The organism is Pseudovibrio sp. JE062, assembly GCF_000156235.1.
Taxonomy (GTDB): Bacteria; Pseudomonadota; Alphaproteobacteria; order Rhizobiales; family Stappiaceae; genus Pseudovibrio.
Genome location: NZ_DS996805.1, coordinates 345823 through 360575 on the forward strand (window position 1 = coordinate 345823; position 14753 = coordinate 360575).

Annotated in this window: 12 protein-coding genes and 6 tRNA genes; 16 read left to right on the top strand and 2 right to left on the bottom strand. The window is 51.6% G+C overall.

The genetic code is table 11. The annotated features are described in order from the left end of the window. Window positions 1–75 precede the first annotated feature (75 nt). The 7 genes from clpP (at window position 76) to PJE062_RS01580 (ending at window position 6945) form a co-directional block, all read left to right on the top strand. On the top strand, window positions 76–711 hold the full coding sequence (gene clpP, locus PJE062_RS01550) for an ATP-dependent Clp endopeptidase proteolytic subunit ClpP (protein WP_008547009.1): 636 nt from the start codon (window positions 76–78) through the stop codon (window positions 709–711). A gap of 257 nt (window positions 712–968) precedes the next feature. Continuing rightward, window positions 969–2234, top strand: coding sequence for an ATP-dependent Clp protease ATP-binding subunit ClpX (clpX, locus tag PJE062_RS01555; RefSeq protein ID WP_008547232.1), 1266 nt, complete (start codon window positions 969–971; stop codon window positions 2232–2234). Window positions 2235–2694: 460 nt separating this feature from the next. Further along, complete coding sequence (gene lon, locus PJE062_RS01560; protein ID WP_008547296.1) at window positions 2695–5124, top strand: endopeptidase La; 2430 nt, start codon at window positions 2695–2697, stop codon at window positions 5122–5124. Window positions 5125–5315: 191 nt separating this feature from the next. Continuing rightward, on the top strand, window positions 5316–5591 hold the full coding sequence (locus tag PJE062_RS01565; protein WP_008546789.1) for an HU family DNA-binding protein: 276 nt from the start codon (window positions 5316–5318) through the stop codon (window positions 5589–5591). Window positions 5592–5848: 257 nt separating this feature from the next. After that, window positions 5849–5924, top strand: a tRNA-Val gene (locus tag PJE062_RS01570). 34 nt (window positions 5925–5958) lie between these two features. Then, window positions 5959–6034 (top strand) — tRNA-Val (locus PJE062_RS01575). A 428-nt stretch (window positions 6035–6462) separates the two neighbouring features. Next, entirely contained in the window at window positions 6463–6945 is a 483-nt protein-coding gene (locus tag PJE062_RS01580; RefSeq protein ID WP_008546890.1) for a hypothetical protein, read from the top strand. Between the two features lie 83 nt (window positions 6946–7028). Here PJE062_RS01580 and PJE062_RS01585 read toward each other — a convergent pair whose 3' ends face one another. Continuing rightward, window positions 7029–8291, bottom strand: coding sequence for a hypothetical protein (locus tag PJE062_RS01585; protein ID WP_008546567.1), 1263 nt, complete (start codon window positions 8289–8291; stop codon window positions 7029–7031). A 187-nt stretch (window positions 8292–8478) separates the two neighbouring features. Next, window positions 8479–9597: a peptidoglycan-binding protein gene (locus PJE062_RS01590; protein ID WP_008546764.1), complete on the bottom strand. Its 1119-nt coding sequence runs from the start codon at window positions 9595–9597 to the stop codon at window positions 8479–8481. A 379-nt stretch (window positions 9598–9976) separates the two neighbouring features. Between PJE062_RS01590 and PJE062_RS01595 the strand changes: the two genes are divergently transcribed. The 9 genes from PJE062_RS01595 to nuoE all read left to right on the top strand — a co-directional run bounded on the left by PJE062_RS01595 (window position 9977) and on the right by nuoE (window position 14752). Then, window positions 9977–10053, top strand: a tRNA-Asp gene (locus PJE062_RS01595). Window positions 10054–10112: 59 nt separating this feature from the next. Continuing rightward, a tRNA-Asp gene (locus PJE062_RS01600) sits at window positions 10113–10189 on the top strand. A 45-nt stretch (window positions 10190–10234) separates the two neighbouring features. Then, window positions 10235–10311, top strand: a tRNA-Asp gene (locus PJE062_RS01605). Window positions 10312–10358: 47 nt separating this feature from the next. After that, window positions 10359–10435, top strand: a tRNA-Asp gene (locus PJE062_RS01610). 675 nt (window positions 10436–11110) lie between these two features. Continuing rightward, window positions 11111–11476, top strand: a complete 366-nt coding sequence (locus PJE062_RS01615) for an NADH-quinone oxidoreductase subunit A (RefSeq protein WP_008547103.1) — start codon at window positions 11111–11113, stop codon at window positions 11474–11476. After that, a complete protein-coding gene (locus PJE062_RS01620; protein WP_008546978.1) occupies window positions 11467–12051 on the top strand; it encodes an NADH-quinone oxidoreductase subunit B family protein in 585 nt (194 codons plus the stop codon). The genes PJE062_RS01615 and PJE062_RS01620 overlap by 10 nt, the downstream gene beginning before the upstream one ends. Window positions 12052–12150: 99 nt before the next feature. Then, the gene (locus PJE062_RS01625) at window positions 12151–12753 is read left to right on the top strand and encodes an NADH-quinone oxidoreductase subunit C (protein ID WP_008546747.1); all 603 of its coding nucleotides are present in this window, start codon (window positions 12151–12153) and stop codon (window positions 12751–12753) included. A gap of 14 nt (window positions 12754–12767) precedes the next feature. Continuing rightward, window positions 12768–13952 carry an NADH-quinone oxidoreductase subunit D gene (locus PJE062_RS01630; protein WP_008546642.1) on the top strand — a complete coding sequence of 395 codons (1185 nt, stop codon included), beginning with the start codon at window positions 12768–12770 and terminating at the stop codon, window positions 13950–13952. Further along, complete coding sequence (nuoE, locus tag PJE062_RS01635; RefSeq protein WP_008547032.1) at window positions 13952–14752, top strand: NADH-quinone oxidoreductase subunit NuoE; 801 nt, start codon at window positions 13952–13954, stop codon at window positions 14750–14752. Before PJE062_RS01630 ends, nuoE begins: the two co-directional genes overlap by 1 nt. Window position 14753 lies beyond the last annotated feature (1 nt).

Here is a 14753-nt window from a genome sequence, read left to right on the forward strand (position 1 = left end):
TCTTGCAGGCTTGCCGGGATACCGGATAAGTTACCGAGCTTAATAAGCTTTCTGCATATTTAAAATGGATGACGCATGACCGATCCTGTTGAGTATTTTACGAACAGCCTGGTGCCGATGGTTGTAGAACAAACCAACCGGGGTGAGCGGGCCTATGACATCTTCTCAAGGTTGCTCAAGGAACGCATTATCTTCCTGACCGGTCCTGTGGAAGATACAATGGCGACGCTGGTCTGTTCCCAGTTGCTTTATCTGGAAGCGGAAAACCCGAACAAAGAGATTGCGCTTTATATCAATTCCCCGGGTGGCGTTGTCACTAGTGGTCTTGCTATTTATGACACTATGCAGTTTATCCGCCCAAAGATTTCAACTCTTTGTATCGGTCAGGCTGCAAGCATGGGTTCTTTGCTTCTGGCTGCTGGTGAAAAGGGTATGCGCTTTTCTCTGCCAAATAGCCGGGTCATGGTTCACCAGCCTTCCGGTGGTTTCCGCGGGCAGGCGGCAGACATTATGCTGCATGCACAGGAAATTCTGAAGCTGAAGCGTCGCCTCAATGAGATTTACGTTTCTCACACAGGTCAGACACTTGAAGCTGTTGAAGAAGCGCTTGAGCGTGATAACTTTATGAGTGCAGATGCGGCGAAAGAGTTCGGTCTGATTGATAACGTTATTGAAAATCGCGAGAGCCTGAACGTTATTGAGCCAGCTTAAAGCCGGTTTTTAAAAGTAACTCGCGCGCAAGTTTTTTTAACAGGGAATGAACTTTGCGTGCGGGGCTTAAAGGAATGTTGATTATTGCGAGCCAAATATCGCATAAGAGAATGGCTATTAGTGATTTCCAAAGCTTCCCTCTGGAAGCGGAACACAAAACGCGATAAGTCAGTAGAACGTCGAGGCGAATATTTCGCTGTCGAGTTAAGAATTCTAACAGGGGCTGCGTCCCCTGAAACGATGCGGGGTTATATCTCATGAGCAAAGCCAGCGGCAGCGACAGCAAGAATACGCTTTACTGCTCGTTTTGCGGAAAAAGCCAGCATGAGGTCCGTAAGCTGATTGCGGGTCCGACCGTGTTCATCTGTGATGAATGCGTCGAACTCTGCATGGACATTATTCGCGAAGAAAACAAATCTTCGCTGGTGAAGTCTCGTGATGGGATCCCGACACCTCAGGAAATTCGTGGCGTTCTGGATGATTACGTGATTGGTCAGGGCCGAGCCAAAAAGGTTCTGTCCGTAGCGGTGCACAACCACTACAAGCGCCTGAATCACGCGTCCAAGAACAACGATGTTGAACTTGCAAAGTCCAACATCCTGCTGGTTGGTCCTACCGGGTGTGGTAAAACCCACCTGGCACAAACGCTCGCCCGAATTCTGGATGTTCCGTTTACAATGGCTGACGCAACCACGCTGACTGAAGCGGGTTACGTTGGTGAAGACGTTGAAAATATTATTCTGAAGCTTCTTCAGGCCGCTGACTACAATGTTGAGCGCGCACAGCGTGGTATTGTCTACATCGATGAGGTGGACAAGATTACGCGTAAAGCAGAGAATCCATCCATCACCCGCGATGTTTCCGGTGAAGGTGTTCAGCAGGCACTGCTGAAGATCATGGAAGGTACTGTTGCTTCTGTGCCTCCGCAGGGTGGTCGTAAGCACCCACAGCAGGAGTTCCTGCAGGTGGACACCACGAACATTCTGTTCATCTGTGGTGGTGCGTTTGCTGGTCTGGACAAGATCATTTCTGACCGTGGTCGTTCCACCTCTATCGGTTTTGCTGCGTCCGTCATGGCGCCGGAAGATCGTAAGACTGGTGAGCTGTTTGCGGAGCTGGAGCCGGAAGATCTGCTCAAGTTCGGTCTTATCCCGGAATTTGTTGGTCGCTTGCCTGTGATCGCAACTCTGGAAGACCTGGACGAAGATGCACTGGTTTCAATTCTGCGTGAGCCTAAGAACGCATTGGTTGCTCAGTATCAGCGTCTCTTCGAGATGGAAAATGTTGAGCTGACCTTCCACGAAGATGCTCTTAAGGCAATTGCCCGCAAGGCGATTGAACGTAAGACCGGTGCACGTGGTCTGCGCTCCATCCTTGAGGCGATCCTTCTGGAGACCATGTATGAGCTTCCTGGACTGAAGGGCGTCAAGGAAGTTGTTATTTCTGCTGAAGTCGTCGACGGCGAAGCGCGTCCTTTGTACATCTATGAGGATCGTGCGGAGAATTCAGCCACCAGCGCATAAGCTAGGTGATTGAAGAGCCATTTGGCGTCGCTCGCAGGTATTGAGTTTAATTTGGGCGGTAACTTGAGAAAAAAGTGCCGCCCATTTTTTGTCTCATGCGTCTAGCATGATGCGGTGAATGAGTGTTCTGCGTAAACGGCGGATCAGGCCAGAAAGGATAGCATTCCGGCTTAAGGATGAGGATGGTCAGGCGGTGTTATGCGCTCCTTCCAACAGGAAAAAAGCTTATAATATCAACAGATCGCTGAAAGACTTAAGAGGGGAGTGCTTGACACTTGGGGGCGGTGTCTCCACGTAATAGGTCTAGTTCGCAGCTTGGCGAGTTTGTTCGTGCCCGTTCCGGGGCGAGGAGGTTCGGCCTTTACAAAAATTCTTCGAATGGCCTTGTGGTCCGAGTTGATTTTTATGTTGCGCTTTTTCGTGGCTTTCGTTGGAAAGCCGCATTTTGAAAGGAATAGAGATGGCTGACAATGAAATGCGCCCGGTAGAAGAAACGGAAAGCTCGGTATTTCCAGTTCTCCCACTGCGCAACATCGTCGTATTCCCTCATATGATCGTGCCGCTGTTTGTAGGGCGCGAGAAATCGATCCGTGCTCTGGAAGAGGTTATGAACTCTGACAAGCAGATCCTGCTTGCCACCCAGATGAACGAGGCGGATGACGATCCGGATACTGACCAGATTTATAAGGTCGGTACTCTTGCAACAGTTTTGCAGCTGCTGAAGCTGCCTGATAATACCGTAAAGGTTTTGGTTGAAGGTGGTGCACGTGCCGAAATCGGCGGGTTTACCGATCGCGAAGACCTTTATGAAGCGGAAGCTGTCATTCTCGATGAGACTGGTGGTGACGAGGTTGAGGTTGAAGCGCTTGGCCGTTCAGTGATTTCCGAGTTTGAAAACTACGTGAAGCTGAACAAAAAAGTGTCTCCTGAAGTTCTCGGCGCCGTCAACCAGATTGACGACTTCTCGAAACTTGCTGATACCATTGCATCCCATCTTGCTGTGAAGATCCAGGACAAGCAGGAGCTGCTTGGCACTGTGGCGGTCACAGAGCGCCTTGAGAAGGTGCTGGGCATGATGGAGAGCGAAATCTCCGTTCTGCAGGTGGAAAAGCGCATCCGCTCCCGCGTGAAGCGCCAGATGGAGAAAACCCAGCGCGAGTACTATCTGAATGAGCAGATGAAGGCCATTCAGAAAGAACTTGGTGATGGTGAAGACGGCCGCGACGAACTTGCTGAGCTGGAAGAGCGCGTTGAAAAGACGAAGCTGTCCAAGGAAGCTCGCGAGAAGGCGAATGCTGAGCTGAAAAAGCTGAAGCAGATGAGCCCAATGTCCGCGGAAGCTACTGTTGTTCGCAACTACCTTGACTGGCTGATCGGCATTCCTTGGGGCAAGAAGTCCAAAGTAAAGCACGACCTGACGCTGGCTGAGAAGGTGCTGGACACCGATCACTACGGCCTTGAGAAGGTCAAGGAGCGCATTGTCGAGTATCTGGCAGTGCAGAAGCGCGCGAACAAGCTGCGCGGTCCTATCCTGTGTCTCGTTGGCCCTCCAGGCGTTGGTAAAACCTCTCTGGGTAAGTCCATTGCGAAAGCAACTGGTCGTGAATTCGTGCGTATGTCCCTTGGCGGCGTACGTGATGAGGCTGAGATCCGCGGTCACCGCCGCACTTACATCGGTTCCATGCCGGGTAAAGTGATCCAGTCCATGAAGAAAGCGAAGAAATCCAACCCGCTCTTCCTGCTCGACGAGATCGACAAGATGGGCATGGATTTCCGTGGCGATCCATCTTCCGCTCTGCTTGAGGTTCTTGACCCAGAGCAGAACGGCAGCTTCATGGATCACTACCTGGAAGTGGAATACGATCTGTCTGACGTCATGTTCGTGACCACCGCCAATACGCTGAACATTCCTGGCCCATTGATGGACCGTATGGAAATCATCCGTATTGCTGGTTACACCGAAGACGAGAAGATCGAAATCTGCCGTCGCCACTTGCTGCCTAAAGCCGTGAAGAACCACGGTCTGAAGGATGGTGAGTTTGAAGTGTCCGATGGCGCTTTGCAGAAGACCATTCGCCTTTACACCCGTGAAGCCGGTGTGCGTAACCTTGAGCGTGAGATGAACACTCTGGCGCGTAAGGCTGTGAAAGACATTCTGACCTCTGACAAGAAGTCCATTTCTGTTGATGAGGACATTGTTGAGGAATACCTCGGTGTTCCACGCTTCCGCTTCGGTCAGGTCGAAGACGAAGATCAGGTTGGTGTTGTCACTGGTCTGGCATGGACCGAGGTTGGCGGTGAGCTGCTGACCATTGAAGGTGTCATGATGCCAGGCAAGGGCAAGATGACCGTAACCGGCAACCTGCGTGATGTGATGAAAGAGTCCATCTCCGCAGCTGCGTCTTACGTTCGTTCCCGCTCTGAAGACTTCGGCATTGAGCCACCACTGTTCGACAAGCGTGAGCTGCACGTTCACGTGCCAGAAGGGGCTACTCCTAAGGATGGTCCATCTGCTGGTATCGCCATGGCGACCACCGTCATTTCTGTGATGACAGGTATTCCGGTTCGTCGTGATGTGGCGATGACAGGCGAGATCACACTGCGTGGTCGCGTGCTGCCGATCGGTGGTCTGAAAGAGAAGCTTCTGGCAGCTCTGCGTGGCGGTATTAAGAAGGTTCTGATCCCTGCGGACAACGCGAAGGATCTGGCTGACATTCCTGACAATGTGAAGAATGAATTGGAAATTATTCCAGTCGCTCGCATGGACGAAGTCCTTGAACATGCTCTTGTTCGTATGCCTGAGGCCATCGAATGGAGCGAAGAGGAAGATAAGTCCAGCTCAGAAGCATTGGTCAAAGATGACAAGGGTTCAGGGGTCGTTGCCCACTAAACCAGAGCGTCAGGTTGTGGATACAAAAGCCTCGGACAAGTTCCGAGGCTTTTTTTGGTTGATACTACACAGGAAATGGCCGTTTTCTGCGGTTTACGGCTTGATTTGAACGCATTTTCGCACGAATGTCCGATTCAGGAGTGCAGCGCGAATCTAAAGCATTCCCCACGTTATTTTAGAAAGGGACTGTCATGAACAAGAATGATCTGATCGGGGCCGTTGCAGAAAAAACTGGCTTGACCAAAGCACAGGCAGGCGAAGCAGTAGAAGCATCTTTCGAGGCAATCACTGAAACCCTGAAGAGCGGCGATGAAGTTCGGATCATCGGATTTGGCAACTTTTCCGTTTCCGCTCGTGCGGCAACTGAAGGCCGTAATCCACGCACAGGCGAAACCATTCAGATTCCGGCTTCCAAGACGCCGAAATTTAAAGCTGGTAAAGGCCTGAAGGACGCGGTCAACGCCTAATTGGGCTTGTTCGTTTTGGGTTGAAAAGTCCCTGTTGCTCATTGGAGTGGCAGGGGCTTTTTTTATGCGTAGATTTCAGGTGGGCTTCCGATTTTTAGCTGTGTGGACAAGCCTTTGTTTAATCAGGTAATTCACAGGATCGGTGGCTGGCTCAAGTTTTTTGCTGGTAATGTCGTTTTTTTCAATTTCAGGACTTGCCAAGGGTAGGGAGGGCGGCTAAATAGCTCCCCACGCCACACGGCGTACCACCCAAGCGGGGGCGATTAGCTCAGTTGGTAGAGCGCTTCGTTTACACCGAAGATGTCGGGAGTTCGAGTCTCTCATCGCCCACCATTCTCTTTTAAGGGAATGTTCAACGCGCCTGGATGGGCGATTAGCTCAGTTGGTAGAGCGCTTCGTTTACACCGAAGATGTCGGGAGTTCGAGTCTCTCATCGCCCACCATTCCTCTTCTAGAGGATGTCAAGTCTCCCGGAGATCTGCGGAGGCTTTTTTGTTGTCTGACCTCCCGAAAATTATCGAGTGCTGCTCCATTAAGCTTAAGGGTGCCTTACGGCTCTTGGTTTCTCAAGACTGTAGGGAAGGGAGCTAATCTGAGCAAAAACCAAAGGGTGATCTCAGGATCTTCTGGCTAAGCTTCTGGTAGTGGTTTGTGGAGTTTGTTCCCAGAGCGTGTTTTTGAATTTTGATTTTTCAAAGCGGTTTTGGGTTGGAGTGCGCGTTTTCACTGGTTGATCTTGATCAATCCACCGTCACGTGTACTTGAGCTGTTATTGATCGGCTAAGTGTGCCGTAGATAACACCAGTTCGAACTGAGATGGTTTTTAACTCCGCATAGCAATCAAGTATAACTACGTGGAGGCATGCGCCGTATGAGTGGTTCAAGTCATAAGCACCCCATCTGTCCGCCACTTGTGTGGCATACCTTAGTCACCATCATTCTGGCTGGCATCGTTGCTGATGTGAGCTGGGAAATCTGGGCGCGCTACATCACGCCGTTCTGGGTTGGTGGTCCTCTTCAGCCAGCTGCTCTTGTGCAGTCTGTGTTCGGCTTCAGAAACCTGTTCTGGGCTGAAGTCATCCACGCCGTTGTTGGCGTCGTCTTCTATCCACTGGGTTACGTTTATATTGCCCGTCCGCTGGCACGCGTGATCATTCCGCCGCTGCCATGGTGGATTGTTGGTCTTTGTTACGGTGTTGGTCTTTGGGTGTTCGCGCTTTACATCATGGCGCACATCTTTGCTGGCCTGCCACCGTTCCTCGGCTTCATCCAGCTGACATGGGCTTCTCTGGTTGGTCACATGATCTTCGGCTTCATGACCGCTCTGGTGGTCCGCTACCGTCACGGTTGGTGATTGGCTGTTACGTGATTAAGTTCACTGCAAAAGAAAAGGCGGAGCACTGTGCTCCGCCTTTTTGCGTTTGTAGGTTCTGATGCTTACTTTACACCCCAGATGGAGAGCTTGACTTGCTGGTTTTCGCCGATTAGGGCGACGACGAAGTTGGCGTCGTAGTTTCGGATAGGGTGAAACTCAGCGATGGAGACGTCGTAGTATTTGCCGTTGATACGACCTGAGGCATCTTTGTTATAAGTGGTTCCAGCGTGTTTCCAAAGATGGACTTCCATGCGCTGTTTGCCGCGGTTCTTAGGGTTGCGTTTGCAGAAGGTATCAAAGCCTAGGTGACTGCTCACAAGAAAGTTGCCATTACCGATGACTTCGACAGCGACTTCTTTTGCCACGCCGCCACTGCCTTGAAACTCACGATCTGCTCCGCGTCGGACGTTTTGGGTGCCATCTGTTCCGATGTCCCACTCAATGAGCTTTCCGCGACCATGGGGTTCTTTGTGTATTGTTCGTCCCAGACATCTGTGTCCAGTCTTGAACTCACTGGGGCCTCTGCTTGTGGTGAGGGTGATCCAGCGGCCATTGGGGCTGCCGTCTGCGGTGGCGATGGCTGCCTTTTGGATGCCGCCTAAACTTACGGCGGTGTGTCCACGCTCAATTACGGTTGCGTCTTGTCGTTTGCGGAGGCGCGTTACTCTCAGTTTGCCGTCGTCGTCGCGAAACGCGGCGAGGTTCACACTGCCGTCACTAAGGACTAGTTGATCTGCGGAGCCCTGGAAGTTGAACGTGCCTTTGTGGTCCAGCGCCATATTACTGGTGTTGCCAGCCCGTTTGAGCTTATAGGTTCTGGCAAACAGTGTGCCGTTTGCGCGTTGTGCGAGGATCATGGCTGCCGAACCTGAGTTGGCTGAAGTTACTTCTGTAATTAATGGGCCTACGTCATGGTCGCGAAGTGTGATGGTCCCGTTTCCAGTTATCTCCCAGAGCATGACTCTGAGTTTGTTATCTCCATCGATAATCGGTGTGATGAAGTGTGTGTCGTCGATTTTGGCGATGGAGACACTGCGGGCTTTGCCGCGGTCTACGAGGTCTACTGGAGTTGCGACATCAGATTGCCAAGTGGAGATGACGAGGTTGTCTGCTGAATCTGAGGCGACGAGAATGTAACCTGGATGTCCGTTGGCATCATAACTTTCGGCCACAATCTCATTGGCAAGGAAATCCATGGAGTAGGATGCTGCTGTATATGAGACGTCTGGTTTGAACTCTTTTAGCTTATGCAGCTTGTCAGAAAGGGCCGGGGTGATGCACAGGCAGTAGGCGGCCAGCAGAGCCAGCGCTTTTATTCTCATCATATTGGAACTCCCGAAGGGTCATAAATGCAGGTGGGCAGAAATGAATTCCGGGAGTTACTTTAACTGTGTATGCAGCAGGAATAATCCCTTGGTTGTGGGGTGGTAATCCTGACAGGAAGGGCTAGCAGTTTGTGTTGGCCGCCGGAGAATGGGGCCAACACAAGACTTCGTAGTTAAAGGGCAGTGCTCAGAACTTCAGTTCATCTGCGGCTTCTGATTTGGTTTGGAAGATGCCGGTTTGCTTTTCTTCAGCAAGCTGGATCGGGTAACCATCGTAAAGCACGATGCTCATGGATTTGAGATTGCGGCTGCCTTCCAGCTCGATGGCGTAGAAGTTTCGGCAGTTCTCCGTCAATGTCAGGAGCGTTTCTGGATCGGATGGATTGGCTTCGGCTGTGGCGAGCAGGCTGTTGGCATCTCCGGTGTAGCGTTCGAGACAACTTTTAGAGGTTGAGGTTGCCATCTTCTTAAAGCGGGTGAGGTTGGGATAGGCTTCTGCAAGCTTGGTCAGCACAGCTGAGCGTGGGGCAGCTGTTTTGAAGCTGACATTCCGGGAGATGCCGTAGATGACTTTTCCAACTTTGACGACGCTGATTGTTTCCTCCAGGTTCTTGGAAGTTTTTTCGCAGATTGTGAGGCCCGTGGTTTCAACGCATTCCTCATAGCCTTCTGTTTTCAGCAGGTCGGCTGTTCTGTCGCTGCGCATACCGGTGACCATCCCGTAGATATTGGGTGGGTTTTTCGGGTCTAGCGCGAGCTTGCTCTCTTTGGGAAGTCTGGCTGTTGCTTTTTCAGCTTCTGTATATCCGCCCGGATTGGACTGGGGCAGGGGCAGTTTGACTGGGGAGGGCTGTGCCTGATCGATCTGCGTCTTGGGGCGACGTACCTTTATGGTGCGGGCGTAAAGTGCTTCCAGCTGAGAAGAGGTGAGGTGCCCCGTAGCCACATAGCCAAGAGAGTGCTGGAATTTGCCTATAGCGCGCAGGGTGCGTTTGCCGGCGACGCCATCAGGAAAGCCGGCGTTGTATCCAAGCAGGTTGAGACGATACTGGACGTCTTTGAGCTGAATGCGGCTGAGCGCGACAGTTTGCTGGCTTGGGATGCGCGGAACGCTGTGTGGTGGTTGCGGCTGAGCATTCACCACTTGCGAAGGCTGCTGCTCATTGGTGGCGTGATCGATGATCGTCTTTCCGATGGCGCCTACGCCAAGGCCGATGATGAAGTCCCCAGTGTCTGCCTGTGCAAGTGATGGTGCTACGACAGCTGTTGTTGCTACGAGAGCAAGCGTTTTGAAAAATGTGCCCATAAAACCGGTCCTTAAAATGAATTGGACTGTCGACTTTTTTGTTTTTTGGCTGTGATGATCGCGAAAAGTGTATCGCGGAAGCCGCCCCAGACTAAGTAGAATTACGAGATTTGACTTTTTTGAGGCGGTTTTCGAAATTTCATGGACGGCAAAAAAGATTTTTTTCGAAGTCAGGCGAAATATCCTTGAGTCCAGAAGGGGATAAAATGCCTATTTCGAGGCCTTGTTTTCCACATCTGAGGGCTTTCAGAGGCCAATTTTCACTGTGAAAACAGGTTATTCAGGAAAAACTCGCAAACTGCATCCAACGGTGCTTGACTTGGACCCGCCCCCGCCGTACATCAGCGCCACCAACAACGACACAACGTTGCTGACCCAAGCGGGTGTAGCTCAGTTGGTTAGAGTGCCGGCCTGTCACGCCGGAGGTCGCGGGTTCGAGCCCCGTCACTCGCGCCACTTTTCTTCGGAGAGTGGTGCCACGGTAACAAGGTGTTGTTGAAGGTAGTTTGGATTGAGCGGGTGTAGCTCAGTTGGTTAGAGTGCCGGCCTGTCACGCCGGAGGTCGCGGGTTCGAGCCCCGTCACTCGCGCCACTTCCCTTTGGAAGAGGTGTTCAGTCCAAGCGTCAAGTTATAGCTGCGGGTGTAGCTCAGTTGGTTAGAGTGCCGGCCTGTCACGCCGGAGGTCGCGGGTTCGAGCCCCGTCACTCGCGCCACTTCTCTTTGAGAGGTTGCTGCTATAACGACCCTATAAATGAGAGTTGCGGGTGTAGCTCAGTTGGTTAGAGTGCCGGCCTGTCACGCCGGAGGTCGCGGGTTCGAGCCCCGTCACTCGCGCCACTTTCATTTACTACGAAAAGCACGGTGATCGCTTTAAATAGCGCGCCGTGCTTTCGTGTGTCTGGGCTCAGCTTCCAATGATCTTTCCTTTATTTCCCTATTGTTTTTAATTATTGTAATTTAAGGGTATTTTGCCATCTTACATTTAGGGTAGGGGAGCTGCGTTGCTTTGCGGATTTAGCTAAAAATTTTTCTAAGGCAGGTGTTTAAAATGAAGACCGGTGTCACTACCTCATGGGTATTGAAGGGCGACTCTTCAATTGAGACATTTTGACTATTTACGTGGAACTACGCAGGAAATTGTGCCTGTTTTAGTGTTTAATTTTAAGCCTTGAGTAGTTTTCCCAAGCAATTGTTAGAAATCGTCATTTTTCTATTTTAATATGAGTATTTTACTCATAATATATATCTCTAGGTTTTTAGCGGTTTTTTTGTGCCCGCCTTACGAGAATGTGATCTTCTCGTGACGTAAGGCACTCTTTCCTACCCGATTTACTCCGTTGTAAGGTCTTGCGCAGATTGTGGGGCTAAGCTAATCGTGCGTTGCGGTGCGACTAGATACACCGGATCCTAGGGTGTCCTTCCTATCCTTACGCCCTACTTTCTGCAGTGTGTGCAGTGCACCAAGAGTTTTATTGGTCGCATGACCTGTTACGTCCAGGGACGGATATTCAAATGGAAGACCTCCTCAGGGAGTACATCCCGATTGTCGTCTTTATCGGTGTTGCCCTCGTTATTGGCCTCGCGCTTCTCATCGCCCCGTTCATTGTTGCTTTCAAGAACCCGGATTCTGAAAAGCTCTCTGCTTACGAGTGTGGTTTCAACGCCTTTGATGACGCGCGTATGAAATTCGACATCCGGTTTTATCTGGTATCGATCCTCTTCATCATCTTTGACCTCGAAGTTGCTTTCCTCTTCCCATGGGCTGTTGCCTTTGGTGATCTGGGTTGGTTCGGCTTCGTCTCCATGATGATCTTCCTGGGCGTGCTCACGATTGGGTTCATCTATGAATGGAAGAAGGGAGCGCTGGAATGGGATTGATCTCTGACGGCTCCAAGCCTCTTGTCTCTCAAGCTCCAAAAGGGATCATCGATCCCAACACAGGTCGCCCGGTGGGCGAGAATGATCCATTCTTCATGAATGTGAACAACGAGCTTTCTGACAAAGGCTTTCTGGTTACTTCCAGTGAAAGCCTGATCCAGTGGGCACGTACCGGTTCTCTCATGTGGATGACGTTTGGTCTTGCCTGTTGTGCAGTAGAAATGATGCAAATGTCGATGCCGCGTTATGACGCAGAGCGTTTCGGCTTTGCTCCTCGTGGCTCCCCACGTCAGTCTGATGTGATGATTGTTGCAGGTACACTGACCAACAAGATGGCACCTGCGCTGCGCAAGGTTTATGACCAGATGCCAGAGCCTCGCTATGTGATCTCCATGGGATCCTGTGCGAACGGCGGCGGTTACTACCACTATTCCTATTCTGTTGTGCGCGGTTGTGACCGGGTTGTTCCGGTTGACATCTATGTACCGGGTTGTCCTCCAACTGCTGAAGCGCTGCTTTACGGTGTGCTGCTGCTGCAGAAAAAGATCCGTCGCACGGGTACGATCGAAAGATGATTTACAGGTCGTGCGCTGATGGGTGCACGGCCTTATCGACATTGCTGGCACGGGTTTCCCTGCCATTTGTGAGATGTCCAACCTATAGGAAACAAGGTAATGGACGAGACGCTTAGCGAACTCGGTGAATTTATCGAGCTAACGCTTGGAGACAAAGTTGAGAGCTGGTCGGTTGCTTATGGCGATCTCACTCTTAATGTGTCCCATGACCAGATTATCAATGTTCTGCGTTTCCTGCGCGATGACGCGCGGTGCGGTTTTATAGCATTGGTTGATATTTGCGGTGTGGACTGGCCGGCTCGGGAAAAACGTTTTGACGTTGTGTACCACCTGCTTTCCCCTGTTCAGAACCTGCGCATTCGCGTGAAGGTTCAGACAGACGAAACCACTCCGGTTCCGTCTGTGATTTCCATTTTCAAGGGTGCTGAATGGTTTGAACGTGAAGCCTACGACATGTACGGCATTCTGTTCACCGGTAACCCTGATCTGCGGCGCTTGTTGACCGACTACGGTTTTGACGGTTTCCCGCTTCGCAAGGATTTCCCTCTGACAGGTTATGTAGAGGTTCGTTACGACGACACCAAGAAGCGTGTTGTTTATGAGCCTGTGCAGCTTACTCAGGAATTCCGTAGTTTTGATTTCCTCTCACCATGGGAAGGCACCGACTATGTGCTTCCTGGTGATGAAAAAGCATCGAACTGAGGCACGGGTAGAGAATGGCTGAGGCTCAGGTACGAAACTTTAATATTAACTTTGGTCCGCAGCACCCTGCGGCGCACGGTGTGCTTCGTCTGGTTCTTGAACTGGACGGTGAGGTGGTCACTCGCGTTGATCCGCACATCGGCTTGCTGCACCGGGGTACTGAAAAGCTGATCGAGCACAAGACCTATCTTCAGGCTGTGCCTTACTTCGATCGTCTGGACTATGTGGCACCGATGAACCAGGAGCACGCGTATGCTCTTGCTGTTGAGCGCCTGCTGGGCATTGAAGTGCCTAAGCGCGGTCAGCTGATCCGTGTGCTTTACTCCGAAATCGGACGTCTGCTGTCACACTTGCTGAACGTGACCACGCAGGCGATGGACGTTGGTGCGTTGACGCCGCCACTGTGGGGCTTTGAGCCTCGCGAAGAACTCATGGGTTTCTATGAGCGTGGTTGTGGCGCGCGTATGCACGCAGCTTATGTGCGTCCGGGTGGTGTTCACCAGGATCTGCCACAGGATCTGCTCGATGATATGTGGAACTGGTGTGATCCGTTCCTCAAGACTCTCGACGACATCGAAGGTCTTCTGACCGATAACCGTATCTTCAAGCAGCGTAACGTTGATATCGGCGTTGTTGATCTTGATGAAGCCTGGGCAATGGGCTTCTCCGGTGTGATGGTTCGTGGTTCTGGCGCGAAATGGGATTTGCGTAAATCGCAGCCTTATGAGTGCTACGATGAAATGGAATTCGACATCGCAATCGGCAAGAACGGCGACTGTTATGACCGTTACCTGATCCGCATGTTCGAGATGCGCCAGTCTGTGCGTATCATGAAGCAGTGTCTGGAGATGCTGGGTAAGGAAACAGGTCCTGTTTCTTCTACTGATGGTAAGGTGGTTCCTCCTAAGCGCGGTGAAATGAAGCGCTCCATGGAAGCTCTGATCCACCACTTTAAGCTTTACACCGAAGGCTATAAAGTCCCTGAGGGCGAGATTTATGCAGCCGTTGAGGCGCCAAAAGGCGAATTCGGCGTGTATCTCGTTTCTGATGGAACCAACAAGCCTTACCGCTGCAAGATCAAGGCTCCTGGCTTTGCTCACCTGCAGGCGTTGGACTACCTGTGCCGCGGCCATATGTTGGCTGACGTTGCCGCTGTCATCGGTTCCATCGATATCGTATTTGGGGAGATTGACCGGTAATGTCAGTGCGTCGTCTTCATCACGAACAGCCAGAGTCTTTTGAATTCTCTCCAGAAAACCTGGAGTGGGCGAAAAAGGTTATCGAGCGTTACCCGGAAGGACGTCAGGCATCTGCTGTCGTGCCTATTCTGTGGCGTGCTCAGGAACAGGTTGGTTGGGTGACCGAGCCAGCGATCCGCGTGATCTCTGAAATGCTCGATATGCCTCGCATCCGTGTTCTGGAAGTGGCAACCTTCTACACCATGTTCCAGCTGCAGCCGGTCGGTAAGAAAGCGCACATTCAGGTGTGCGGCACGACCCCATGTCAGCTGCGTGGTTCTGAAGAGCTTATCAAAGTTTGTAAAAGCAAGATTTCTGAGACACCTCACACTCTTTCCGAAGATGGAAACTTCTCTTGGGAAGAGGTTGAGTGCCTTGGTGCTTGTGTGAATGCGCCGATGGTGCAGATCTTCAAGGATTTCTATGAGGATCTGGACGTTGAGAAGTTCGAGAAGCTTCTTGATGACATCGCAGGCGGAAAGCCGGTTCTGCCGGGCCCTCAGGGTGTTGACCGCATCTTCGCGGCGCCAGAGGGTGGCCCAACCACATTGCTGAACATTGAAGACACCACAAAGGGTGCGCCTCAGGAAGCAATGATTGTTGACGGTTCCGATGCTGCGTCCCAACACCATGCAGGTGCTGCTCTGAATACTGGCGGTGCTGGTTACACCGGTGTTCCTCGCCCAGCTGAAGCTGGTGTTGCGGAGTTCATCGAAGGCCACCGCAAGGCTCAGGAAGCCAAAGCGAAAGGTGAGGGGTAAG